The sequence below is a fragment of the Alteromonas sp. BMJM2 genome (assembly GCF_027257845.1).
In the GTDB taxonomy this organism is placed as follows: Bacteria; Pseudomonadota; Gammaproteobacteria; order Enterobacterales; family Alteromonadaceae; genus Alteromonas.
In genome coordinates, this window is record NZ_JAPVOT010000016.1 from 24,858 (window position 1) to 50,947 (window position 26,090).

A 26,090-nucleotide genomic window follows, 5' to 3' on the forward strand; every position below is an offset into this window, starting at 1 on the left:
TATATAAACTTGGGTGTACATCACCGCTATTCAAAGTTTTTATTCGCAAGACTATCAATAGCGCTTAGAGCCTGAAGTATGGCGTGCTAGAAACTGGTCATACGGCATTGGCTTGTCGAAATAGAAACCCTGCATAAGTTTCACGTCGGCCTGCTCCATAAAGGGCAAGTAAGTTTCCAGCTCTATACCTTCCACTACAACCTCAATTTCTAGGCTTCGAAGCATAGTCACTATACCGCTAAATAACGCATAAGCTTTGCTGTCTCGATGTACTCCACTCACTAAACTTCTATCGATTTTGACTACCTGAAACTGAAACATTCGCAAGTAACTTAATGACGAAAAACCGGTACCGAAATCATCCAATGAGAGCCGGAATCCAAGCTCTCGCAGTGTATTTAATGAACGTAATGCGGTTTTTTCATCCCTTACAAACACCGATTCAGTAAGCTCTAACTCAATGTACTCGGGAGAGACGTGACTTGTAAGGCAGATGTCTAACGCTTTCTCTGGAAACGTTTCATCGAGCATTTGGTTTGCACTAATGTTCACTGATAATGGAATAGCCTCGCCCTGCTGTGATTCCATTATTGAAATATAGTCACAGGCCGCTTCGATTGCTTGTAAGCCAATGGCGCTGTCAAGGTTATGCTCCTCGGCAATAGGTATGAATATGCCAGGCGATACCACTCCGTGTAGACCTGAAATCCAGCGGCACAGCACTTCCCCACCCTTTAAGTTGCCGTGAAGATCGTATTTCCCTTGTATATAAAAATCGAGCAAATGATTTTCTACCGCTTTACGCAGGTCGTTCACCATGCTTACCTGCTGCGTCATACTCTCGTAGAGGCCAGTTTCGTAGACAAACACGCGCCCTTTACCCAACTCTTTCGCTCTGTACATGGCGGCATCAGCGCATTGAATGAGGCTTTTTATTCCGTTACTGTGCTGTGGATATGCGGCAATACCGATACTTGAGGATAATCGCAACTCAGTGCCTTTGGCATAAATCACATCCTCTTCGATTTGCTCTATTAGCCTCTCACATTTTTCTTTGACGCTGCCAGAGGCTTCTTCTTTGAGCACCACTAGAAATTCATCACCACCCCATCGTCCAACCTCGCCAATAGGTCCAAACATAGCGGTTAACAGTGCGGAAACTCGCTGAAGCTCCTCATCACCTTTATCATGACCTGCGGTGTCATTGATGGCTTTAAAGCCGTCTAAATCAAGGAAAATAAGGAGAAAAGGCTCGCCGCTTGCTGCATACGATTCGATAGACTCGCGGAGCCAATTTCTGTTAGACAGGCCCGTTAAATCGTCATGCTGTGCTAACTGTTTCAATCGCGCTTCATTGCGCTTTTTGTCGCTAACATCACGTAGTGTAGCGATCAAATAAGAGGAGGTTTGCCGATATGCCTCGAACACGGCTATAGAAATATCGACGACGCGTGTTTTACCAGAAAACGAATCTATCTTTGATTCAAAGCGCAGCTGCTTATCGCACATAAGCTGCTGTTCATTCACCTTAGCAGTTGCCAATAGCTCATTAAAGTTTTCGCCAATGCATTTTTCTTTTACCGGGGCCTCTAACAAGCGAATAAAGGCGTCGTTACATTCGGTGATGACAAGGTCGGGAGTTAACACCAGCATAGGCTCTCGCGAGCTGGCAAATGCAGATGCCATTAAATCAAAGGATTGCTCTGCTTTACGCTGTTGAGTGATATCTTTGGTGGTGCCAACAATATTGAGCGCTTCACTAACACTTCCTCTTTTTAGCACCCGCCCTCGTAGCCGTATCCACTGATAATCAGCCTTGAAGAGTAAGCGAAACGATACCTCAATACGATCTCGGTTACCGTGTATCGCCATAGACCAATGAAACTGCAGGTTTTCAATATCATCTTCATGCACACGTGCCATTAGCTCTATGATAGTGCCAGACCACGTTGAGCTATTGCCACTATATAGCGAAAACGAACGGATCTCCATAATGTCGCCATCAGCTTGCCAACTCCAAAAAGATTCTTGGGAAGCCCATAACGCTAGCTCTAAGTCGACTTGAGACTGCTGACTTTCACGGAGCGCATCATATAGCTGCCGCGACTTTTTTGTAAGTAAGCCTTCAGCTTCTTTGCGTGCATTTCTTTCACGCTTTAAACGGCGCTCAAGTAACTCTATTTGCCTTTCACTGTCCGTGTAATTGTGCGGCATAAATAAGCCTAGGCCACTACAGCTATGCTGAATTCGTAAGTATGGGGAGTACTCAGCTGGTGTGTCTCACGCTCTAATTTACAATTGAAGTAGTCGGCGGCACCATCCATAAGACCTTCTGCAAGGGCAAATAAATTGCGTTCAGAGTAGTACTGTAATCGCATTGTCGTGTCGGTTCTCGACAACACCTTAAAGCGTGGTAAGTCTGCGTCAGGATAGAGCTTCTTAACCTGTACATGGATATCGTCGTCAAGGTGGCCCAGCATATCCAGCATATTATCGGTATTTGCTAGCACATCACCATGAGCGGCCCCTAATTTTCCAAAAAGAAAATAACCGAAATCATACAGCAGCTCGTTGGCAGATTTCCCGGTTTTTTCCACCAGCACACCCAACAGCCGCTCCATATCTTCATAAGGGTAATAACCTACTGCTGTGTAGGCGCCCTCGTTTTCTAGCTCTGCTTCCACAATGACGTCATCGGCAAATTCTGGCGACACGTTTTCTTCTAACATATCGATCAGCGACGTAAAAACAATACCCAACATATACGGTTTCCTTCAATGCTCTAACGAAAGTGTAGTTCACACACATTGTTAACAACAAAATTTATAATAGGTTTTCGTCTTGATTATTCGTTTTTTCAATGACAACTTCTACACTATCCACACGTTGTAACCCCCTTGGGAGCTTATTCCCTCTTCGTCCTCTTTCACCTTGGTAATGCGCTAAGTCTTCAGCAGACAAAGTCATATTTCGTTTACCGGCGGCCACTTTAATCGATGCACCTTCAGGCACAACGGTAAGCACTTTGACGAACTCTTCTCTTGCCTGAGACTTCGCTGATGGAATGTTGATGAGCTTGTTGCCTTTGCCTTTGCCTAAACTAGGCAAATCACGTAGTGGGAACATTAACATACGACCTTCATTAGAAATGCTTAAGCAAAGGTCTGTTTCAGGATCGCTTACCGGCATGGGAGTCATTACCTTCGCCGCCTTGGGTAACGACAGGTAAGCTTTACCAGCCTTATTCTTACTTACCATATCTTTGAACGTTCCCAAGAAGCCGTAGCCAGCGTCAGAGCCTACTAAGAATTTACTGTCATCTGAGGCCATAATAACGTGTTCAAAAGACTCTCCCCCGACAATGCTAAATCGTCCGGTTAACGGCTCTCCCTGACTTCTTGCCGACGGTAGACCGTGAGCATCACAGGAAAAGGTTCGTCCTGATGAGTCCATGAATACCGCAGGTTGATTACTCTTACCCTCAGCACTACCGAGGTATCCATCTCCTGCTTTATAGCTTAGCCCTTCAGCATCGATATCATGGCCTTTAGCACAGCGAGCCCAACCTTTTTCTGACAATACCACTGTTACTGATTCGGCAGGTATTAGCTCTTTTTCAGACAATGCTTTTGCTTCGCCGCGCTCAATGATTGGCGAACGTCTATCGTCGCCATACTTTTCCGCATCGGCTAAGATTTCTTTTTTAATCAGTGTTTTTAAGCGTCGTTCAGAGCCTAATAAGGTTTGTAACTTATCTCTCTCTGCCGCGAGCTCTTCTTGCTCACCTTTAATTTTCACTTCTTCCAGCTTGGCAAGATGGCGAAGTTTAAGCTCTAAAATAGCTTCAGCTTGCGTATCGCTCAAACCAAAGCGCGATATCAATTCTGGTTTTGGCTTATCATAGGTGCGAATAATATCGATAACTTCATCGATGTTTAAAAAGGCGATGAGTAAGCCTTCTAAGATATGCAGTCTGGCTAGCACTTTGTCTAATCGATACTGCAACCTACGGGTTACGGTATCTTTTCGATACTGTAGCCACTCTGCCAAAATCGTACGTAAATCTTTTACTTGAGGGCGTCCATCTAGCCCAATCATATTCAGGTTTACACGATAATTCTTTTCTAAATCCGTGGTGGCAAAAAGATGCTGCATAAGCTGCAGTACATCAATGCGATTAGACCGAGGGGTAACCACTAAGCGCGTCGGGTTTTCATGGTCAGACTCATCCCTCAAATCACTTACCATTGGCAGTTTTTTCGCCTGCATCTGCGACGCAATTTGTTCTAGAATCTTGGCGCCTGAAGCCTGATGAGGCAATGCTGTTATGACGATATCACCATTTTCTTCGTGGTACACAGCACGCATTTTTATTGAACCGCGCCCCGTTTCATAGAGCTTACGAATATCCGCTTTCGGCGTGATCACCTCTGCGTCTGTGGGATAGTCTGGCCCTTGAACATGCTCAAGCACATCGTTTAAATCTGCTTTACTGTTATCAAGCAGCATGGCGCAGGCTGTTGCTAGCTCTCTCACATTGTGAGGGGGAATGTCTGTTGCCATTCCTACTGCAATCCCCGTGACACCGTTAAGGAGTATGTGAGGAAGCCTCGCAGGCAGTGTACTAGGCTCATTCAACGTACCGTCGAAATTTGGAACCCAATCGACGGTGCCCTGGCCTAATTCATTTAATAGTACTTCAGCAAAACGAGACAGCTTAGCTTCGGTATAACGCATAGCCGCGAATGATTTGGGGTCATCCGGTGCTCCCCAGTTTCCTTGTCCGTCTACCAACGGGTAGCGGTAAGAAAACGGCTGCGCCATCAACACCATAGCTTCGTAGCAAGCCGAATCACCGTGGGGATGGAACTTACCAAGTACGTCACCTACGGTTCTCGCAGACTTTTTGTACTTCGCGTTAGCGCTTAGTCCAAGATCTGACATTGCGTAAATAATACGCCGCTGAACAGGCTTTAAACCATCAGAAATATGAGGAAGCGCCCTATCCATAATTACATACATGGAATAGTTAAGATAAGCATCTTCCGCGAAACGCCTCATTGGGAGCTGTTCCACACCGTCGTTACTAATAATGATCTCGTCACTCATGATAATTTTTTCGTTTTGTTATTAATACCAATGCGCTTGTTTTTTGCGAGGTCGCTGTAAAAGTGAGATAGCACGCCTTTTTTGGGTAAGTACAAGAGCGTATTACTTCATTGTGGGGTAAACCGCTTGTCGGTGCAAATAATACGAATAAATGAAATGATAAAAAAGCTCGGGGCTTATCACTATTAGTTTTACTCGCGATCCTTTGTTATACAGAGAAAACAGTGGTTTAATATTATAAAATTAAAAACGAATATATAGTCATGCCTTTTTTTCGCGCTTTGCTTTTGACTTTTTGTATTGTGAGCGTCGCCCTCGGTTGTTTATTCAGTTCTATTGCTCGTGCCCAGCATATTGAGCAGTTGTATGATGAGAATTCCACACACGAGCTCTCCGATTCATTGTACTATCTATACGAAACTAACTATCAATTAAGCATTCGTGACATTGCCAGGCGTAAGAATGATTTTCTAGTGCACTCGGGCAAAAACCCTAATTTTGGATTTCAAGATAACGCGGTTTGGCTCCTTAAGTCGGTAACCAACGTATCTAATGAATCCGACTGGGTATTTTCTATTAATTTTAGCCAGTTGGATAAAGTTGATTTTTACCTTATCCAAGATGGCAACGTCATCGCGCAAAGCCATCAGGGCAAATTACAAAAAGAGCAGCGCTTTCGCATACCCACACTGTCCACTCGAATAGAATCAGCAAGCCCCGTCGACCTCTACATTCGAGTTGAAAGTCAGTCTTCCAGTATTATTGTCCCCTTGCGCGCCCAGTCAGCAGAAAAACACAGCCGTTATTTTCAGATTGATAGTCTGTTATGGGGTGTATTTTATGGCGGCTTATTAATTCTCGCTATTTACAACCTCGTTCTTTACTTCGCTGTTAGGGAGAAAAGTGTTTTAACCTACGTTGGCTATATCTTCACCGTTATTCTCTGGCAGGTAGTCTGGGGTGGGCACACGCATTTTATTTTTGCTCACGGCATTCCGGCGTGGTTAGTAGGGCATACTGAGCTTATTTTTGTTCTTATTGGCATTACCTCTGGCCTGTTTACCATTACGTTTTTAGAAAGCGAAAAACATGCACCAACCCTACATTCCATCTTACAGCTTATGCTGGTTACGCAAACTATAATTGGTATTGTCTGCTTTGCTAATCTTTTGCCGCCAATGTGGAAAAACAACTTGGTGTATGGTGTGGGGTTGGTTTCAATATTAAGTTATATATCTGCAGGCTTTGAGGCTTACTTCAACAGGTTTAAACCTGCTAGGTACTTTATTTTTGCTTGGGGGCTATTAGCTACTGGTGCCACTATTGGTATGCTGAGTTTATTAGGCGTTGCGCCTGTGAACGAATTCACCACCTACTGTTTTCAAGTTGGAGTATTCCTAGAAGCAAGCTTGTTCTCCATTGCATTGATGGAGAAAAGTCGTGGGCAGTTGGAATATGATGTAGAACAGGCTACCAACGACTTGCACAACAATATGGAGTTAATTGAAGAGCAAAACGTTCGTTTAGATATTGCTCGCAAAGACGCCATAAAAGCCAGCCATGTTAAATCTCAGTTTCTAGCCAATATGAGTCACGAGATAAGAACCCCGCTAAACTCCATTTTAGGTTTTAGTAAAGAATTGAACAACGCATCGCTTCCCCCTGACCAGCAAGAGCAGGTAAGAATTGTCAATACTGCTGCTGATAGTTTGCTCACCATTGTTAACGACGTGCTCGATTTTTCAAAAATAGAAGCCGGTAAGCTGAGTTTAAATAGCCAACCTTTTTCGCCAAATAAGCTATTTGAAGAAATGGTGGCAATTATGGCCAAGTCATCGCATAGCAAACGCATTGAGTTTGTTTTTGAACTCGCTCCTCTACCTGAAAAGCTGTTAGGTGATGTATTTAGAATTAAACAAATACTGAATAACCTGCTCAGTAATGCCCTGAAATTTACATCAACAGGAAGTATTACCCTATCCGTTAGCGGCCGTTCACTCGACCACGGCATTCACGAAGTCAATATTGTGATTCGCGATACAGGTATTGGTATAAGCCGACAAGATCAGAAAAAATTATTTAGCGCATTTTCACAAGTGGACGATGCGTTAAATAGGAACTATCAAGGCACGGGTCTTGGGCTTGTGATTAGTCGTGAATTAGTCAATATGATGGACGGCACGCTGACGCTGAAAAGCACTCCCGGGCAAGGGTCGATATTTAACGTATCATTGCGGATGAATCAACTTAGCCAAAAATATGCACTGTCTTCCAATCCCGACTGGCAGGGTAAAAAAGTGGTTATTTTCGATCCTATTCCCTCAACACGCCAGGCCAGTGCGAAAATACTCAAACTGTTGGGTGCAGAAATTACCTGCGCCGAATCTATCGAGTACCTTAGTGGTCTGAAGGGACAATATGATTACATCATGGCTACCGTACCTGTCAGTCATCTAGACTCAAGGCTTAATCATTTACGTCAGTTCGTCGAGTTTCCTGCTAAAAATAGAGTGCTTTGGTATTCGGGGCCGGACCCATTCATGAAATACCCCAACTTATACCAGCATTTCCACTGCCAAGTTCGCATGCCTATGACGATCACTAAGCTAGGCAGTTTAATGAAAGAGCAAGTTATTTCAGCCGCTAATCCTTTGAAAGAAAAAATAGATACTTTACCGAAGGCGAGGTTGCTTGCAGTTGATGATATTGAAATGAATTTGAAACTTCTCCATACATGGCTTGACGACTCAGCTATTGAATTGACGACCACAATAAGCGGCCAAGATGCGGTCAATAAATGTCAAACCCAAGAGTTTGACCTGATTTTGATGGATATTCAGATGCCGGGAATGGATGGTGTACACGCTACTCGTGAAATTCGTCAGTCGCCGATAAATATGGGGACACCGATTGTGGCCGTTACAGCTCATGCGTTAAAAGAGGAGCAGGAAAAGTTACTTGCATCTGGGATGGATGATTACCTATCTAAACCTATTGACGTTGAGTCGTTACTCACTCTAATCAAGTCGTGGTGTCATGACATAGAGCCAGGCGAGCTTACCTTCCCTTCGGTAGATTGGCAGTTGGCTTTAAAGCGTGCAAATCAAAACCAAGCCGCGGCAAAAGAGTTATTAAACGACTTCATTGCAATGCTGCCAGATACCCTACATGCCCTAGAGTCGCAAATGGAAAGGCTCGCATTTGACGAGCTTTCTGCTGAAGTGCATAAACTTCATGGAGCCTGCTGCTATACCGGTTTGCCACGGCTACAAAACCTAGCCAAAGAACTGGAAATAGCCCTTAAACTGAATCATACAGATTTGGTAGAAGAGTTATTGCCGGCATTGGTTAAAGAGGCGCAAAAAATCATTGAGGAAAACAACGTTAACGCCTTGCATTAACCCTAGGGCGCTTTACCAAGTCAGAGACTTTTGCTTTTCTCTCTAGGAGCCTCAGCTCTTTTCAACGAGAGCCTCAGCTTTCTTCAACAGGAGCAGAGCGTGCGTGCTGACACTGAACAATTAATGCAGCGAAATCTACGGCTTCTCTATCAAGTTCAGAGCTTGCTATGAAGATATCGTAGCCCAAACGTTTTCTAAGCTCTACCATACGGTGAGCCAACATTGCTTTGATACCGGTGATAGGCGTGCCATCTTCTAAAACAAAGTGCTTGTCGTCGAACATAGATTGTTCGTAACAGCTTCCCGTCGCACAGTTACTGTCCGAGTTATGCAGCAGCAAAGGACGTTGCTCCATGAGCAAGTGAGTGGCCAAGCGCGGTGAAATGGTTTTCAAAAAGTCGGTATAACTTTTCACCTTAAAACCCACGGTTTCAAGCGCCACCTGATCAAGTCCATGGCGAATACGTGGACAATCAGCTCGCTGTAAATTATCCCAATGAATACGCCAGCTGCCTAACCGGTGTCGGTAGGTGATGTAGTCTTTGGCAATTTCTAAGCTGTAGTTAGGTTCGCGTATTTTAAAGTAACCGATAAGTAAGCACACCAGTGCTGCGCTGGTCATGAAAATACCCGCCAAAAACAGCCATTCCGGAAGAAAGCTAAGCCACAGGGCAGACACAACTAACCCCACGCAGCCAATCACAATGCTCGTTAAACCATTGCTTTTAGAAGCGGCTCTAATATAAATGGGTTCTGCACTACTGCCAGACATAAAAATACACTACCAACATAATAACGGCCCAAAGAAGGTATAAACGTACACGCTTGCACTTAGCACAATCGGTCTTCCACCAGCGGAAAAAAAGAAAAGGCTTTTTTTGCATATGTGCCGACGCTTCCTATGACAAAATGTACAATCCCATCACGTCTCACGTGCTGACGTGCTGACGTTAAGATAATCTCTATATACGCGATTTAAAAACAGATAGTTTACCTAAGCTCATGACTACTTAAACACATTACTGCTTAAATCCGTTGCTATCTAAACCAATCAGCCTGTGGCGTTGTATTATTCACTCACTAACCTTTTGTGCTGATTACGCTTAAATGCGGCCACAATGGTTGGGGTAAATACCAGAGATAGAATGACCGAGAAACCCACGCCGCCCGCAATAACAACAGCAAGTGGAGGCCAGAAACTTCCCTCACTGAATAACAATAGCGGTATGAGTCCACCCACCGTTGTAAATGTAGTCGATAATATGTGTCGGCTACAGCTCATTGTTTCTTCCACTATGGCTTTCGTATCACCTTGCTTCGCTTGCGGGTTAGCATTAATTGCCGCTATCACCACGATAGAACCATTGATAGCAACCCCGATAAGTCCGGCGCAGCCAAGCAGCGGATTAAAGCCTATGGGGAGTCCGGAAAGCCACAAACTGAACATACCAAGACCAACGGATAACATTGCGACTAGCACAATCACCCCTGCCATTCTTAAGCTTGAGAAAGTGAGAATAAGCGTTGTAATCATTAATACCAACAATACAGGCGCGTAGGTCCCAAGCTGACCTAACGCTTGTTGCTGTTCATCGGCATCCCCTGCTAAATGAATTCGATAGCCTTGGGGTAACACCAAATGCTCATTGAGCTTCTCTCTCAACGTATTGCTCGCATCTATTGCCGGTACATCGGGTAATAAAAATGCTTGAATACGATTAAGGCGCTCGCCGTTAATACGGGTAATACTGCTAGTAGCCGGCTTTAGCGAAAGCGATGTCACCGCCGCCAAAGGTGACCATGAGAGAACGCTATCATTAGCCACAGGTATGGGCATAGCGTCGACATCGGAGACATCTTGTCTAAATGACTCTGCCAACCTCACTCTGACGGGGACCTCCTCAGTACTTTCTAATACTGATCCACCGGTGATCCCAGAGAAGTTGATTTGCATCTGCGCAGCAAGATCGGCCAAAGATATCCCTAAATACGACAAGCTATCGCTATCTGTAACAACGTTAAGTTCTGGCTCGCCCATAGAAATGCTGGCTATTGATTGAGAAATGCCGTCAACCTCTGACATCAGCGCTCTTACCTGCTCCCCTAACTCGTTCAATACGTTTAGGTCAGGCCCAAATATCTCGACTTCCACCGGCGCAGCAATGGGCGGCCCCTGCCCAAACCCTTTCACCACAATTTGAATTTCTGGGTATGCGCTATCTAAATCTTGCTGCAGCTTGCCGACGAGCGATGAGGCCCCTTCAACAGTGTTGGTGGTTATCACCGCATTGGCAAAGTACGGCATGTTATCTCGTGTCATGGTTTGATTGTAATATACCGAGGGCGCGGAACCGCCCACTAGCCAGGTGACTTGATTCACGCCTTCATACTGGCGAATTTTGGCATCCACGTTCAACGCATAGTCTGTAGTATTGTTAATACTGCTGCCTTCTTTCGTCCACAGATACACTTCAAACTGGTCTCTGTCGGCACTGGGGAAAAACACATTCGCTAAGCGTGTAGACAAGGCAAACCCTGATAAGCAAAGTATGCAAATAACTGAAATAACGAGCTTCGGCTGTTTTATCCAGCGTCCTAGCTGGCGGCTGAAAGCTAACGTTAACGCCGGTGCCTGAATGCCCACCTGCCACCACGGGGAGCCAGCAGCTTTCGTGGTATCCAATGAAACGCCGTCATTTTTCGGTAAAAAGCGCGCTGCCAGCGCAGCAATAATGGTAAGAGAGATAAACAAGGAGCCAATTAGGGCCATTACCACGCTAATAGCGATAGGCCCAATAAAGTCGCCAATGTTCCCATTCAGCAAAAATATTGGCATGAAACCCAACACCGTTGTGAGAGTTGAGGCGAGTAGCGGCGCGAATAAATGCGCCACACTTTTCGCCATTGCCCCTACTCGGGTAAGCTGAGGGTCTTGTAAATTGAGTCGAATCTCATCTGTTATAACGATAGCGTTATCAATGAGAAGACCGATGGCGATGATCATGCCAAAAATGGACATCTGATGAATTTGTTCGTTATAAAAACTCAGCGAGAACAACGTGAAAGATGCGCATAGCGGAAGCGCTAAGCCCACAATCCATGCAGCCCTAAAGCCCATGAATAGCAAAATAACCAACATCACCACCGCACAACCCATCAACAAATTCATTGATAAATCGGCTAAACGGGTGGCCGTGTATTCGTTTTGCTCAAAAGCGACTGACGCGGTAAGCGTACCGCCAAAATCGCGATTAAACTGCTCGACTTCTGCAAGTGCATTTTGAGTCCACACATCAGAACGTAATGAGGGCTGCATTCTAGCCGCAACAAAAATAGATTCTTCGCCATCTAAAAATGCAATTTCACTGCGTGGCGTACTGTAACTACGAGTGACGCTCGCAATGTCTTCAACGCGTAAGTAGCGACCGTCGCGATTGACTAATGGGACCGATGCAATCATATCAACGCCGGTGAGCCCCTCGCCCACACTAAAGCGTAAGTTGCTCTGTTGCGTGTTTAACATGCCTGCGGGCAGCTTAGGATCGGCATTGCGAATAATAGTGCTAACCTGCTGCAGCGTTAAACCTGTAGCCGCTAACTTAATGGGGTCTACGCTAACGCTCACTTCTTCGTTAGGCTCACCATATACCCTAACTAATTCAGTGCCGTTAACGTTTCGAAGACGATCGGTAAGCTCCTCAGCAAGGCGAGACGTGACTGTAACAGGCGTTGTGTCCGGATACTCGGCACGAAGGGAAAGTAGCAGCGTAAAGGCGGTTGCCCCGCGCTTTTCATCAAAGACAGGGTCTAAGGCACCTTCAGGGAAAAGCGCTGACGCAGCCCCAATGGCATCTCGAATCTCGCTGAATAGCTCTTCGTTAGTGCTGTTATCAACCCAATCTTGGGTTTCTATTAATATGACTGAAATCCCCGCCCGAGATGTAGATTTTACCTCTTTGATTTCAAATATTTCTCGCAGCCTGTCCTCTAAAACATCACTGACAAGCGCTTCTACACGCTCTGCCGACGCCCCTGGATACTGGGTGATAATTAGCGCATTGCGCGTATCGATCCTAGGGTCTTCAATACGTGGTAACGAGCCTAGCGCTGATAGACCGGCGACAATGATGATCACCAAACTTAATACCAGCAGATGTCCCCGACGATAAAAAAGCGTATACCATGGGTAGTCTTTACTTACACCAACGTGAGGGGTTTTCATTACTGCGCTCCAGCGTATTGCGCGCTGTTTTGAGCGCCGCTTTGACCGCCGCTTTCTAGGGAACTGCGCACAGAGTAAGGTTTACGCTCTGTTTGTGTCTGCGTTTGAGTTGACGCACTGGCTGCGGATACCCGCTGTCCAGGTGACAGCTTGTGGGTACCGTCTACGATATAGCGGTCGCCTTCTTTTAACGCCCCACGGACGAAGGCGTTGTTCCCGTCGGTGTAAACCACCTCCACCACTCTTGCTTCAAGCGCTGTGCCGCTCTCAGTTTGATCTGCATCGCCTAATACAAATACTCGCCATAGGCCACGTAGCCCGTTGCTTAATGCTGTCACAGGTAGCCAGCTACCTTGTTCATTGTGCAAGCGCGCACCAAACAAAATAGCCATATCACCAGGTCGTACTTTGTCATTGCTGTTCAGGGTTACCAGAATATCAACGGTTCTGGTTTGTATATTTCTCACAGCAAGGCGTTGAGTGACTACGCCCGCTGCATTTTGCTCACCAATTCGAAGAGTGACAGATTCACCAATATCAAACTGGTCAATAATATCTGCTGGCACTGCAAAGCGAGCTTGAAATTGCTCGTTACTCGTAATACCAATGACCGCCATCCCGGCGTTGACAACACTTCCCTCATCAAAGAAGCGTTGATTTACTTGACCGTCGAATGGCGCATAAAGTACGGCTCTATCAAGTGCCACATTCATCGAATTAAGGGATGCTTCAATTTCGTCTACTCTGGCATTGGCCACACTAAGGGAAGCATTTGTTTCATCCAGTCGCTGTGCAGACTCTAACTTTCGGTCTACCAATGATTGTGTTCTATCGTTATTAATCTTGGCTAAGTTCAAATCTGCTTTAACTCGCACTAAAGAGGCGTTTAGTTCCTCTTGCTGTGCTTTTAAGCGCTGAGTATCTAGCCGAGCGACAACATCCCCTTTAGACACCACATCACCCTCTTCAACCAGCACCTCCTCCAGTTGACCGCCAGTGTCGAATGACAATGAGGTTGATTTTGGAGATTCCACTAAACCAAAAACATTGATGGGTGTTTCAAATTGCTGTTGCACCTTTACTGTGCCGGTAACGACAGACAGGGGCGCTCTCGCCTGAGGTTTCTGCGCGGCATTACCTATTCCAGCTGCTACCAACAGCAGCACCAGCGCGGCAGTAAAAACGACGATTGCAACGTATAAGGATGCTTTACTTGCCGTTGACGAGGTATCAGCAGAATTCATATTCATGTTTTTACACTCAGTGATGATGTTTGCAAATGCATAGTGCGATGCTAGTATATAAATACTAGACCGTCCAGTATGATATTATTTATTCGTTATATTCTTTTATTTCACAAGCGAGGATCATGGTGTCGCAAATAAGAAAACAAGGAAGACCGAAAAGTGAAGAGAAATCTCGGCTTATCTTACAGGCTGCATCGCGACTTTTTTTGAAGGATGGCTTTACTAAGACGTCTATGGACGGTATTGCTAAAGCCTCTGGCGTTTCAAAGCAAACGGTTTACTCTCATTTTGAAAATAAAGACGTTCTATTTCAATCAGCGATATCGTCTAAGTGCCGGGCATACCAGCTCGATACCCCTGAAGTTTTTGAGTCAGCACAACACGAGCCGAGCATTACAGAGTGTCTTCATAAGATTGGCAGACAATATATACGTCTTATTCAAGACCCCGAGACCGTGGGTATATTTAGGGTAATCATTGCCGAGGCTGTTAATAACGCTCACGTGGCGTCGCTATTTTATCAAGCCGGTCCGAAACGCTCACTAGACGCTCTTGGTCATACAATTTGGCAATTAGGCAAAGGTGATTTAACGTCAGAGCAAGCAAATCAACTTGCCATCGATTATTGCGCATTACTGAAAGGTGAATTTCACACCATGTTATTGTGCGGAATTCACTCGGTGATGAATGATGCACATATTCATGAACACGTAAGCTTAGCCGCAGAAAAAATAGCCGTTTTGCTTGCCTATTATCGCAATAAATAATGCTCACGATGAGCTGCAACAAGTGAGTCAATTACATTCCCGTAATATGGTTAGTGTTTACCCTTGAAAGATTACTTATTCCGCGGTTTGTTATACACTAGCGACGTTTTCGTTAATGATTGAGTGGCTCATGTCTGACTTTACGGGTAACCATATTCTTTCGGTTAATCAATTTGATCGGGAGGCCATTGAGAAGGTATTCTCAGTAGCCGATTCCATGCAACCTTATGCAAGACGAGAAAAGCGCACTACGGTGTTAGAAGGTGCCATTCTTGGTAATCTTTTTTTTGAACCTAGCACCCGAACTCGAGTGAGTTTTGGTACCGCTTTTAATTTATTAGGCGGTGAAGTGCGAGAAACCACAGGAATGTCGAGTTCAGCGCTGGCAAAGGGCGAATCTCTTTACGATACAGCAAGAGTGTTGAGCGGTTATTCTGATATTATTGCCATGCGTCATCCAGCTGCGGGCTCTGTAGCAGAGTTTGCTGAAGGTAGCCGGGTTCCAGTTATTAATGGCGGCGACGGTGCAAACGAGCACCCTACTCAAGCTCTATTAGACCTATTTACTATTAAACGCGAGTTAGAATACAACGGTCAAGGTATCGACGGTCTTCATATCGCCATGATAGGCGATTTGCGCTACGGCCGAACCGTCCATTCATTGTCCCGCTTACTGTGTTTATTTAATAACGTTCGTTTTACCTTAATATCGCCGCAAGAATTAGCCATGCCACAGCCGGTTATTGATGCTATTGAGCAGGCAGGTCACCAGCTCACTATTACCGATACTCTAGAGGGCAATATGGATGCAGATATTTGTTATCAAACCCGTATTCAAGAAGAGCGATTTCCTTCACAAGATGAAGCCAACAAATACCGCGGAAAGTTTCGGTTAAATCAATCGATTTACACACGGCACTTTCAGTCTAAGACCGTTATTATGCATCCACTTCCTCGAGATTCTCGTATGGAAGCCAACGAGCTAGACAACGATTTAAACCTTAATCCAAACCTAGCCATTTTCCGACAAACCGATAATGGTGTGTTGGTAAGAATGGCCTTATTTGCCCTCACTCTTGGTGTAGAGCATTTGGTCACAAAATACGAACGTGACGTCGTTTGGTACAGCAATAAGAGTAAGTAATTACATGACAAAATCTGAAACACTATTTGCCCGAGCTCAAATTACCATACCAGGTGGTGTAAACTCACCCGTGCGCGCTTTTAAAGCAGTAGGTGGAACACCTCGCTTTATTACTAAAGCAGATGGTGCATACATGTGGGATGTAGACGGCAAACAGTACATTGACTACATTCAGTCATGGGGCCCAATGGTGCTCGGGCACAATAATCCCAAGATAAGAGAGGCTGTCATAGAGGCTTCTTACAGCGGTTTATCGTTTGGCGCGCCTACTGAAGCCGAAGTTATTATGGCTGAAACCGTGAGTAAAATGGTGCCGTCCATGGAGATGGTGCGCATGGTAAACTCTGGCACCGAGGCAACAATGTCGGCAATACGACTAGCTCGAGGCTATACAGGTCGCAACAAAATTGTAAAATTTGAAGGCTGCTATCACGGGCATGCCGATTCATTGTTAGTAAAAGCGGGGTCAGGTGCGCTGACACTGGGCGTACCAAGCTCCCCTGGCGTACCTGCGAATGTGGCGGAGCACACGCTCACCGTTGAATACAATAATATCGAATCGGTTAAAGAGATCTTCAAGGCTCATGGCGACGACATTGCCTGTATTATTGTAGAGCCAGTTGCTGGCAACATGAACTGTATTCCACCGGTAGATGGCTTTCTTGAAGGCCTTCGGGCGGTATGCGATGAGTACGAGAGCGTACTGATTTTTGACGAAGTCATGACGGGCTTCCGTGTTTCTCGTGGCGGTGCACAAGAGAGATACGGTGTTAAACCCGACCTCACGTGCCTTGGCAAAGTTATCGGCGGCGGCATGCCGGTAGGCTGCTTTGGCGGCAGAAAAGATATTATTACTCATATAGCTCCCACTGGTCCTGTATATCAAGCAGGAACGCTCTCGGGCAACCCAGTGGCGATGGCCGCAGGCCTTGCCGCTATGGAGCAACTGCAGCAAGAAGACCTCTATGACTCAATCTTTGAGAATACGCAGGCGCTGGTAGATGGCATGCAGGCACTGGCCGACAAGCACAATATTAGTCTAACTACTAATGTTGCAGGCAGTATGTTTGGGATATTCTTCACCGACGTTCAGAAGGTGACGAACTATAAACAGGCCATTAATTGCAACACCGAGCAATTTAATAAGTTTTATCACGGCATGCTGAACGAGGGGGTATACCTAGCCCCAGCCTCTTATGAGGCAGGCTTTGTATCTAAAGCTCACGACGCAAGTGTTATTGAAAAAACACTCGCGGCGGCAGATAAGGTATTTGCCACGCTGTAAAGCCTGTTTACACTAAATGTGTTGACGTAAAGAGCACCTCAAATGTTGTGCTCTTTAATTGACAAAAAAATGAAAAGACTAATACGACTCGAACTCTTTGTCGCAGCAATCCTTTTGTATCGATCTCTTTTTTCAACAATTGTTCACTTGAATTTCACTGGGATATACGTTTACCTTAGTGCAAGAAATGAAGTCGTACAATCCAAATAGTTTCGTATTATGTTGTTTAGACGCAATCGTTTTCACCGTGAAAGTCACTTAAAATAAGATTAGCTAATGTCATCTATGGAATGGTTTTTAGGAATAGGGATAGTTTTAGTCCTCATTTATAGCGCCGTTATAACAATACTGCTTATTAAACGCAGCCGACGATTTGCGCGAAGGGTAGCCCAGTATAAAAAGGACAGGCGCAGTACTGACTTGGATATTGAAAAAGAAATGCGTTTTCAAGAGGCTGCTGATGAGGCCATGCGATTAAACCAGACCTTCCAAAAGTTTGTTCCCAAACAGTTTGTTGAACACATGGCCAATTCCGATGTAGAAAACCTTGGTTTAGGCTACGCCTCCGAAAATGAAGTCGCTATCATGTTTTGCGACATTAGAGGATTTACCGGCTTTTCTGAGCGCGTAACACCTCAAGAATTGATGAACTTTTTGAATTCATATTTTACCCGTATGAACGATCCTATCCATCAAAACAGCGGCTTTATTGACAAGTTCATGGGCGATGGAATTATGGCCTTATTCGACCATCCGGGGGGTACGGCAAGAGACAAAGCTATCGATTCATTAAATGCGGCAATAGACTTAAGGAAAGCACTGACTATTTATAATGGACATAGAAAAAACAGTGACTATGCCGCCGTGAACATGGGTATAGGGATACATTTTGGCACCGTCATTATGGGAACAGTGGGGTCTGAGGATCGCATGGATACCACCGTTATCGGTGATAGTGTTAATATAGCTTCACGCCTTGAGGCGCTAACACCAAAATATAAAGCAGATATCATTGTGAGTGCACAGGTGCTTCAAACCTTGGGGGCAGGCTACCCCATTAAAACACGCTTGCTTGATTGGGTACGCGTGAAAGGCAGACAGGCGCCAATTGAAATCTATGAGGTATTGAGTCACCTTAGCGACGCGGAACAAGAAGTTCGATACTCGGTTCAATCCAAAATTGCTGCAGGGCTTGCATGTCGTATCAATAAACAGTGGGACGAAGCGATTACTTACTTTGAAAAGGCGTTAGACGAAAACCCAAACGATAGCCTCGCTCAACATCATATTGACGTATGCCGTATATATCGAAATATAGACTTAGATGATGACTGGGACGGTGCACTCGTTCTTCAATAAACGTAGGGCAATAAAGACCAACACGCCCTAGCCGTTACTGTTTTTCTAATTTGCTTACCCGCTCAACCATCTTTGGATAGCATCGCCTGCGCTTTTATAAAGTTAACTGAGGGTGCGAAAAATGCAGCGCCGGTTTCTGCACTGGTAAAGTCTAGCCAGCGGTCATAATCCCCTTCTCCATTTCCGTAAATTTGGCTTTGCAGCATGTGCTTAAAAGGCCGAGCACTTGCGCTACAACTCACAAAGAATAAACCTTGAGATGCCATATCCCCGTAGGGCATTCCCTGTTTCATAAGTTTAGGGCTTTCGTCTTCATGAGATGAGTTTGTCGCGCGAAGGCAATGGGACGACTGAGACTGTTCAACACTAGGCAAATTGTGCTGCTGAGTGGTTCCCATCGCCTGTTCTTTTTGTCGCTCAGACAAGCTATTCCAGCGCCTGAGATCATGACGATAACGCTGCACGTGTAAATAACTTCCCCCTTGAAAATCGGGGTCGTCCTCTTCGCTAATGATAGCGACCTTTCTGCGAGCCATTCCTCTAGGATTATCAGTAGCGTAAAGAAAGCCGTTGAGGTCGCGACCGTCGAGGTAGCGAAAACCCCGCACCTGCTCTACCAACTCAACGTGGATGCGCAGTAGGTCCATCACCTCAATACCAACGGCGTGGCAAATATCAAGCCGGTCTGCTCTAATCTGAATAAATAAGTCGCAAGGGGTAGTTGGGGCGCTTCTGTCTTCACACTGCATATCGGGAAAAGGAGCAAGCTCAACGGGAATTAGCCCGGGATATACATCGGCCCAATAGCTGGTGCCCACCGCAATCACACCGGTAATCATGGCTTCGTAATGCTCATTTTCAAAATGTTCGAAAATATCGAGCACTCTCGCTAATTTTGCTCTTACGGCTTCGCTGTCTTCGTCGACAACATTGAGCATCAAATATTGCGCATGCAAATTTGGCTCTGCGCATATGCCTTTTTGTGGTTGTGTCATTGCAGCTCTTGTTATTATTTGAAGTTTTCTTAAAGCACTTATAAAAACTACTCATTCAAACAGCGCTTATTAACCGCTTTGACAAGCGTAATACAACTTCTGCTAAAAGCGGTTAAATCCCTTGCTGTGATGAGCGCTATCAGTGTGCTTAATACCCCGCAGCTTGTCCATCTTTTCTGCTTTCAGAGGCGCCAAAATACACCCCTTTTTTGGCATCCCAAGCAATGGCTTGATAGCCGCCAAATGCACCGACTACACGCTGCAGCTTATGGCCTCTCTCCATAAGCTCGCGCTGCACCGCCTCATCAAACCCTGACTCTAAGCTTACATAGCCGCCGTCTAACATTAATTCACCCGTTGGACTGCTTGAGCCACTGTGGAGAATCCGTGGTGCATCACCTGCTTCTTGCAAATTCATCCCAAAATCCAGAATATTCACAATAATTTGTGCGTGCATTTGAGGCTGTGTGCCACCGCCCATTACCCCAAAGCTCATCACAGGGCGACCGTTTCGGGTAACAAAAGCCGGAATAATGGTATGAAAGGGACGTTTGCCGGGGCGATACTCGTTGTAGTGCCCCTCTTCTAGCGTAAACATTTCACCTCTATTTTGCAGTACAAAACCTAAACCCGGCGGCGTCATACCCGACCCCATTCCGCGATAATTACTTTGAATTAGCGACACCATATTGCCGTCTTTGTCTGCCACAGTTAGGTAAATAGTATCGCCCTCATAAATACCTGCATCTACCCGGGACGCTGCTTTTTCCATATCAATGAGCGCTTGTCGCTTTTTGGCATACTCTTTGGAAATTAGCCAGTCTACAGGTATGTCATTGAAGTCTGGGTCAGCATAAAACTTTGCTCTATCTTCAAATGCCAGCTTTTTTGCTTCTACAAAGGTGTGAATATAATCGGCAGAATTAAACCCCATGCCCTCTATATCATAGCGTTCGAGTACATTGAGGATCTGCAGTGCAGCAATACCTTGTCCGTTTGGAGGCAGTTCCCACACATCGTAACCACGATAATTTGCTGATACTGGCTCAACCCATTGTGATGTATGAGACGCTAAATCTTGATAAGAAAGAAATCCGCCCTGAGCTTCCATATACGCATCAATGGCGCGAGCAATATCTCCTTTGTAAAACGCATCACGGCCACCGGTCGCTATTTTTTCATAGGTAACCGCAAGCCCAGGATTCTTAAATATGTCGCCTTTTTTAGGCACATTGCCGTTAACAAGGTAGGTTTCTGCAAATCCATCGTAGTGGCCTATTCTGTCTTTATTCATTTGCCAGTAATACGCGATTAATTCTGAAACTGGGAAGCCATTTTTCGCGTATTCGATAGCAGGAGTAAGAAGAGTAGACATGGGTAACTTGCCGAACTTTTCATGTAACTCAAACCAACCGTCTACCGCACCAGGAACAGATACAGGTAAAGGACCAAACTTGGGGATCTTATTTAATCCGCGCTCTGCAAACACCGCTTTAGTCAGTGAACGGGGAGAACGACCTGATGCATTTAAACCAACTAGCTTTTGTTCACTGGCATCCCATACAATGGCGAATAAGTCTCCTCCTATACCACTCCCTGTAGGCTCTACTAGGCCAAGCATAGCATTTGCTGCAATAGCCGCATCGACAGCACTTCCACCTTGCTTAAGCACATCCAGAGCGACCTGCGTTGCTAAGGGTTGACTGGTTGCCGCCATGCCATGCTGCGCTATAACCTCCGACCGGCTGGCGAATGGCTTGCCTGTTACTCTGTCGTAAGCCTGTGAAGACGATATACAAAGCGTGCTGCATAGTGTAATTGCGAACGTCATCGCGAAAAGTGAGTGTATTAGTTTAGCTCTCATCTCAGTAATCCCGTCGTTTCTCTTTTTGATTCAACGCACGTTTTTTATAAACAATGTTAGTGTGCTTACGTTAGCCATTGGCAGTTTCGTGTTGAAACCTCTTTGAACTTCCATTTCTAGTGTAGCGTTTAAGGCGCAATACGCCTAGGTTTATCGCAGAACGAAAAAAGCCTCGCAAATGCGAGGCTTAAGTGATGGTAGTTAGGCATTATTGTGTTTTTGTCGCTGCCTACATCAATGTAAATTGATACGTGTGTTTATGAGCGTCCGCTGGTGAAGTCTGGGTATGCTTCCAAACCACATTCACTCATGTCTACACCGTCAAACTCTTCTTCTTCAGTAACACGGATACCCATCGTTGCTTTAAGCGCTAACCATACTACTAAGCTGGCTACGAATACCCAAACAAAGATAGTTGCCGCACCAATAAGCTGACCAGAGAAGCTTGAACCGTCGTTAGTAATTGGAACAAGTAGAAGTCCAAGTAAACCAACAACACCGTGAACTGAGATAGCACCTACTGGATCATCAATCTTAAGCTTATCAAGACCAACAATGCTAAGTACTACTAAGATCCCACCAAGACCACCGAATAAGGTTGCTTCTAATGGGCTAGGCGTAGACGGCTCAGCTGTAATAGCAACCAAACCTGCTAACGCACCGTTTAGTGCCATTGTTAAGTCAGCTTTACCGAATAAGATACGCGCCACGATAAGCGCAGCAATAGTACCACCAGCTGCAGCGGCGTTAGTGTTCATAAATACGATGGCAACAGAGTTTGCACTCTCAACTGTTGCAGTAGCTAGTACCGAACCGCCGTTGAACCCGAACCAACCCATCCACAAGATAAATGTACCTAGCGTTGCTAGAGGCAGGTTAGCACCTGGAATAGCATTGACTTTACCATCTGCAGTATATTTACCTTTACGAGCACCAAGAATTAACACACCCGCCAGTGCAGCTGCTGCACCCGCCATGTGAACAATACCCGAGCCTGCAAAATCTGAGAAACCTAAATCGCCTAGCGTGTACAGTCCAAATACCGCTTCACCGCCCCAAGTCCATGCACCTTCCATCGGGTAGATGAAACCAGTCATTACTACGGTGAACGCTAAGAAAGCCCAAAGTTTCATACGCTCAGCAACCGCACCAGACACGATAGACATAGCCGTTGCCACGAAGACGACTTGGAAGAAGAAGTCTGCAGAAGGCGCATAAGTTGCTGGGTCTTCTGAAACACCCGTTGCGCCGTCGCTTAGGATGCCGCTAAGGAAAGGACCCCAGTCGCCACCGCCGTACATGATTCCGTAGCCACAAACCATATACATGGTGCAGGCAATGGCGAATAATGAGATGTTTTTAGTCAAAATTTCAGTGGTATTTTTGGCTCTAACTAGGCCGGCTTCAAGCATTGCAAAACCTGCAGCCATCCACATAACTAGCGCGCCGCAAATTAAGAAGTAAAAGGTATCTAGCGCATACCCAAGTTCAAAAGTGATTTCCATTATGGTTTTCTCCGCAAATATATCGTTGTGGCTTACAGCGCGTCGGTATCCGACTCACCAGTTCGAATACGAACGGCATGTTCTAGGTCGTACACAAAGACCTTACCGTCACCAATTTTGCCTGTTTTAGCAGCACCAACGATGGCCTCGACCAAACGCTCTACCTGATCGTCCTGTACGGCAATTTCCAATTTTACTTTGGGTAAAAAATCTACCTGATATTCCGCGCCGCGATAGAGTTCGGTGTGACCTTTTTGACGTCCAAAGCCTTTTACTTCGGTAACGGTTAAACCGTCAATCCCGATTTCTGAAATGGCTTCACGAACATCATCTAGCTTAAAAGGCTTGATGATAGCAGTGACTAATTTCATGTGATGCTCCCAGTTTATTGTGATTATTCTGCAAAAATGCGTACTTGACGATTACTATACCAAGAGCCATGCCACAAATAATTATGCATTAAAATCATATAGATAATCGAAATCAGAGGAAGATAAATCAAAAACAACGCACCATTAAGGTGCAGCGCGGAAGGAATGCCCAACAATGACGCGCACAAGGTCAATTCACCATAAATTAAGACGAGTAGAAGCGTCTATTGACCATTTCATATCCTGTTATCAACGCTTAAGGGCTTTTCAGGTAACGCGAATTGTTTAATGTTGATGCACAAAATCGAGTCCGTTTATCGAAGGAGAAAAAGAGCATAACGTCGCAGCGTACAAAAGCTCGCTGAAGCGGAACTATCATTAGGTTACTGGGTCTGTTAGTTCTAATGAGCACAAATACAGCGATGTTTTTCGCGCCGGAGCGCCCCTTACAAGACCATGCACGCAAACAGCGTTATGCATGGCGTACCGCATTGGCGTCACTGCTTATTCATGCTGGGGCAATCATCACAGTTGTTGTAGTAAGCCAGTATGGTATTGAAAAAAAGAAAGCGGCTATTACTGAGCTTTCCCCTGCCCCCACAATACAGGCCGTGCTGTTTCAGCCACCCGCAAAAAAAACTGTTGAGCCTAGCCTTTTATTAAACAAAGAAGCAGAAAACAAAGAAACGGTCGACAAGGAAGAGGTAGGCAAGCAAAAGTCAGAGGTAGTCAATGTAGATGCAAGCGAGGAGGAATCAGCAGACAGCGAAATACAGACTTCTAGCACGGCTGACATTCTGGACAAGCCAAACGCTGAGCCCAAGCAACCTTCAGAAACTAAGCCCTTGCCAGACGCTCACCCACCACAGCTAAAAGAGGCACTTTCAAAAAAAGCACCTTCAGAAGTTTCGAAGCCCCTCATCAACCGCAAAGCCGGTCGTTTAAATGTGTCTAGCGCACAGGCCGCGACCGACTATTTAGACAGCTATAATCAAGCCCGCATTGGCGAAGAATCTGCTAATGCTGCCTCTTCATATGCAGCAAAAAAAAGAAGCCCAAACATTATCGACCCCAGAAAAGGCGAAGATAGAGATGAGAAATTATACAATCAGCGTCCAGTAAAAATCGTGAACTGCACGGGCACAACTAATACACTTTTTGCTGCGCTTAGCACAATGGCTGGAGGCACCCTAAGGTGCTCGAAAAGAAATGAGCACAAACGGTTTATCGATGCTCGTATAAATAAGAAACCTGAAAACGACGAGCAAACCAATTAACGCATCGCTTGAGTAATGTTGTGTTGCCAAACATTGGCGTTAGAGCGTATTCTGCCTATCTAATAATCTGGTAGCCCAATAATTTAATAACTCTCTCATTAAAAAGGAATAATCTGTGGCTGGAGCTAATCTACTTGCCTTACTTGACGATATTGCCACCTTAATGGACGACATTGCCACCATGTCAAAAGTAGCGGCCCAAAAAACCGCTGGCGTTTTGGGTGACGACTTGGCGGTAAACGCAGACCAAGTGCAAGGCATCAAGGCAGACAGAGAATTGCCTGTTGTGTGGGCGGTGGCAAAAGGGTCGTTACTGAATAAGGCCATATTGGTGCCTGCAGCCCTAGCCATTAGCGCTTTTGTCCCTTCGCTGATTACCGTACTGTTAGTATTAGGCGGGCTGTATTTATGCTTTGAAGGGGCTGAAAAACTGTTGCATAAATATCTCCCTCACGAAGATCAAATTCAGGAGCGGGAAGCGCGAATAGAAGCCATTGCTCATGAAAATGTTGATATGGTGGCCTTCGAGCAAAAAAAGATAAAGGGCGCAATACGCACCGATTTTATCCTGTCAGCTGAAATTATAGTGATTGCCTTAGGCACCGTTAGCGACGCAACATTAATAACCCAAGTGGGCGTTTTAATTGCTTTGAGCTTAGCCATAACGGTTGGTGTGTATGGACTGGTAGCAGGCTTGGTAAAAATGGACGATGTGGGGCTTTATATGCTGCGCAAATCGCTCACCGGCACTATGAACACAATGCAGCGCTTAATTGGACGAACTCTTCTTGTAGCAGCTCCGGCTATTATGAAAACCCTTGCGGTGGTAGGCACCATAGCCATGTTCCTGGTGGGCGGCGGCATCCTCACTCACAGTATTGGTTTTTTGCATCACGTAACCGTGTGGGCAACAGAGCTAGTGCCCAGTGCTGACTTTGCTATGTCTATTTTAGCCGATGGGGTAGTTGGCGTGGTGGCGGGAGCTATTATTGCTTTTGCGGTAGCAGCCATTGCTAAGCTTAAAGCTTCATCGTAGCTTTTACTGCAACCGAATTTATAATCCTGCTGATCGTTAGCCTTGTGGCAAGGAAGGCTAACCTTCTCTCGTACCTCACTGTGGTATTCCGTCTCTACCTTATTTCTAACCTTATTTTTTTCCTTACTTCTTACCTTACTTCTTATCTTATTTTGGTAGAGTCAATCCAATAGAATAAATCCAAAAGGCAAAACTAGTAGGCCAAGTTTAGTCGACATAGTTAATAGGCTCTATGTAATAGATCGTAATGAATAGGCCATAGACCACATTTCATTGAGTAGATTCAAATGGCCAATTTAAGATTGGCGAATTTCATCAAGTCAGTGTCAAAAACACTATTTTTTAGTCTTCCACTATTCTTCTCTCGTTCATCGCCTTTTACGCCAAACCAAACTAAATCAATAAAATCATATAGTTAAATTGAATAATAAAAGTGGCACAACACTCGCAATACGTTAATGGTAATGAGAAACAAACGTGCTCTACGTTAAGCATCACAAGTTTTAAC

Annotated in this window: 17 protein-coding genes; 7 read left to right on the top strand and 10 right to left on the bottom strand. The window is 45.3% G+C overall.

Features of this window, described 5'->3' with window-relative positions:
* Positions 1 to 54: 54 nt before the first annotated feature.
* The 3 genes from O9X84_RS15145 to parC form a co-directional block, all read right to left on the bottom strand.
* Positions 55 to 2,214, bottom strand: coding sequence for a putative bifunctional diguanylate cyclase/phosphodiesterase (locus tag O9X84_RS15145; protein ID WP_269520542.1), 2,160 nt, complete (start codon positions 2,212 to 2,214; stop codon positions 55 to 57).
* A gap of 8 nt (positions 2,215 to 2,222) precedes the next feature.
* The gene (locus tag O9X84_RS15150; protein ID WP_269520543.1) at positions 2,223 to 2,762 is read right to left on the bottom strand and encodes a heme NO-binding domain-containing protein; all 540 of its coding nucleotides are present in this window, start codon (positions 2,760 to 2,762) and stop codon (positions 2,223 to 2,225) included.
* Positions 2,763 to 2,823: 61 nt separating this feature from the next.
* Positions 2,824 to 5,109 carry a DNA topoisomerase IV subunit A gene (gene parC, locus O9X84_RS15155; protein WP_269520544.1) on the bottom strand — a complete coding sequence of 762 codons (2,286 nt, stop codon included), beginning with the start codon at positions 5,107 to 5,109 and terminating at the stop codon, positions 2,824 to 2,826.
* A gap of 263 nt (positions 5,110 to 5,372) precedes the next feature.
* Between parC and O9X84_RS15160 the strand changes: the two genes are divergently transcribed.
* Positions 5,373 to 8,510: a hybrid sensor histidine kinase/response regulator gene (locus O9X84_RS15160; protein WP_269520545.1), complete on the top strand. Its 3,138-nt coding sequence runs from the start codon at positions 5,373 to 5,375 to the stop codon at positions 8,508 to 8,510.
* 73 nt (positions 8,511 to 8,583) lie between these two features.
* On the opposite strand, the gene O9X84_RS15165 is transcribed toward O9X84_RS15160, so the two are convergent.
* From O9X84_RS15165 to O9X84_RS15175, 3 genes are all read right to left on the bottom strand, one after another.
* Positions 8,584 to 9,282 (bottom strand): DUF2982 domain-containing protein, encoded by a 699-nt coding sequence (locus O9X84_RS15165; RefSeq protein WP_032095172.1) that lies wholly within the window; start codon positions 9,280 to 9,282, stop codon positions 8,584 to 8,586.
* Between the two features lie 297 nt (positions 9,283 to 9,579).
* The gene (locus O9X84_RS15170; RefSeq protein WP_269520546.1) at positions 9,580 to 12,732 is read right to left on the bottom strand and encodes an efflux RND transporter permease subunit; all 3,153 of its coding nucleotides are present in this window, start codon (positions 12,730 to 12,732) and stop codon (positions 9,580 to 9,582) included.
* Positions 12,732 to 13,982 (bottom strand): efflux RND transporter periplasmic adaptor subunit, encoded by a 1,251-nt coding sequence (locus tag O9X84_RS15175; protein WP_269520547.1) that lies wholly within the window; start codon positions 13,980 to 13,982, stop codon positions 12,732 to 12,734. The genes O9X84_RS15170 and O9X84_RS15175 overlap by 1 nt, the downstream gene beginning before the upstream one ends.
* A gap of 119 nt (positions 13,983 to 14,101) precedes the next feature.
* On the opposite strand from O9X84_RS15175, the gene O9X84_RS15180 reads away from it, so the two are divergent.
* The 4 genes from O9X84_RS15180 to O9X84_RS15195 all read left to right on the top strand — a co-directional run bounded on the left by O9X84_RS15180 (position 14,102) and on the right by O9X84_RS15195 (position 18,534).
* Positions 14,102 to 14,746 (top strand): TetR/AcrR family transcriptional regulator, encoded by a 645-nt coding sequence (locus O9X84_RS15180; protein WP_269520548.1) that lies wholly within the window; start codon positions 14,102 to 14,104, stop codon positions 14,744 to 14,746.
* A 130-nt stretch (positions 14,747 to 14,876) separates the two neighbouring features.
* Complete coding sequence (locus O9X84_RS15185; protein ID WP_269520549.1) at positions 14,877 to 15,890, top strand: aspartate carbamoyltransferase; 1,014 nt, start codon at positions 14,877 to 14,879, stop codon at positions 15,888 to 15,890.
* A 4-nt stretch (positions 15,891 to 15,894) separates the two neighbouring features.
* Positions 15,895 to 17,175: a glutamate-1-semialdehyde 2,1-aminomutase gene (gene hemL / locus O9X84_RS15190; protein WP_269520550.1), complete on the top strand. Its 1,281-nt coding sequence runs from the start codon at positions 15,895 to 15,897 to the stop codon at positions 17,173 to 17,175.
* A gap of 276 nt (positions 17,176 to 17,451) precedes the next feature.
* On the top strand, positions 17,452 to 18,534 hold the full coding sequence (locus O9X84_RS15195; RefSeq protein ID WP_442864547.1) for an adenylate/guanylate cyclase domain-containing protein: 1,083 nt from the start codon (positions 17,452 to 17,454) through the stop codon (positions 18,532 to 18,534).
* Between the two features lie 62 nt (positions 18,535 to 18,596).
* Here O9X84_RS15195 and O9X84_RS15200 read toward each other — a convergent pair whose 3' ends face one another.
* The 4 genes from O9X84_RS15200 to glnK all read right to left on the bottom strand — a co-directional run bounded on the left by O9X84_RS15200 (position 18,597) and on the right by glnK (position 23,269).
* The gene (locus O9X84_RS15200; protein WP_269520551.1) at positions 18,597 to 19,529 is read right to left on the bottom strand and encodes a Dyp-type peroxidase; all 933 of its coding nucleotides are present in this window, start codon (positions 19,527 to 19,529) and stop codon (positions 18,597 to 18,599) included.
* 148 nt (positions 19,530 to 19,677) lie between these two features.
* Entirely contained in the window at positions 19,678 to 21,360 is a 1,683-nt protein-coding gene (ggt, locus tag O9X84_RS15205) for a gamma-glutamyltransferase (RefSeq protein ID WP_269520573.1), read from the bottom strand.
* Positions 21,361 to 21,650: 290 nt separating this feature from the next.
* Entirely contained in the window at positions 21,651 to 22,898 is a 1,248-nt protein-coding gene (locus tag O9X84_RS15210; RefSeq protein WP_032095166.1) for an ammonium transporter, read from the bottom strand.
* Between the two features lie 32 nt (positions 22,899 to 22,930).
* The gene (glnK, locus tag O9X84_RS15215; protein WP_032095165.1) at positions 22,931 to 23,269 is read right to left on the bottom strand and encodes a P-II family nitrogen regulator; all 339 of its coding nucleotides are present in this window, start codon (positions 23,267 to 23,269) and stop codon (positions 22,931 to 22,933) included.
* A gap of 404 nt (positions 23,270 to 23,673) precedes the next feature.
* On the opposite strand from glnK, the gene O9X84_RS15220 reads away from it, so the two are divergent.
* The gene (locus O9X84_RS15220; RefSeq protein WP_269520552.1) at positions 23,674 to 24,546 is read left to right on the top strand and encodes a hypothetical protein; all 873 of its coding nucleotides are present in this window, start codon (positions 23,674 to 23,676) and stop codon (positions 24,544 to 24,546) included.
* Positions 24,547 to 24,661: 115 nt separating this feature from the next.
* A complete protein-coding gene (locus O9X84_RS15225; protein ID WP_269520553.1) occupies positions 24,662 to 25,582 on the top strand; it encodes a DUF808 domain-containing protein in 921 nt (306 codons plus the stop codon).
* The last annotated feature ends 508 nt before the right edge of the window (positions 25,583 to 26,090 follow it).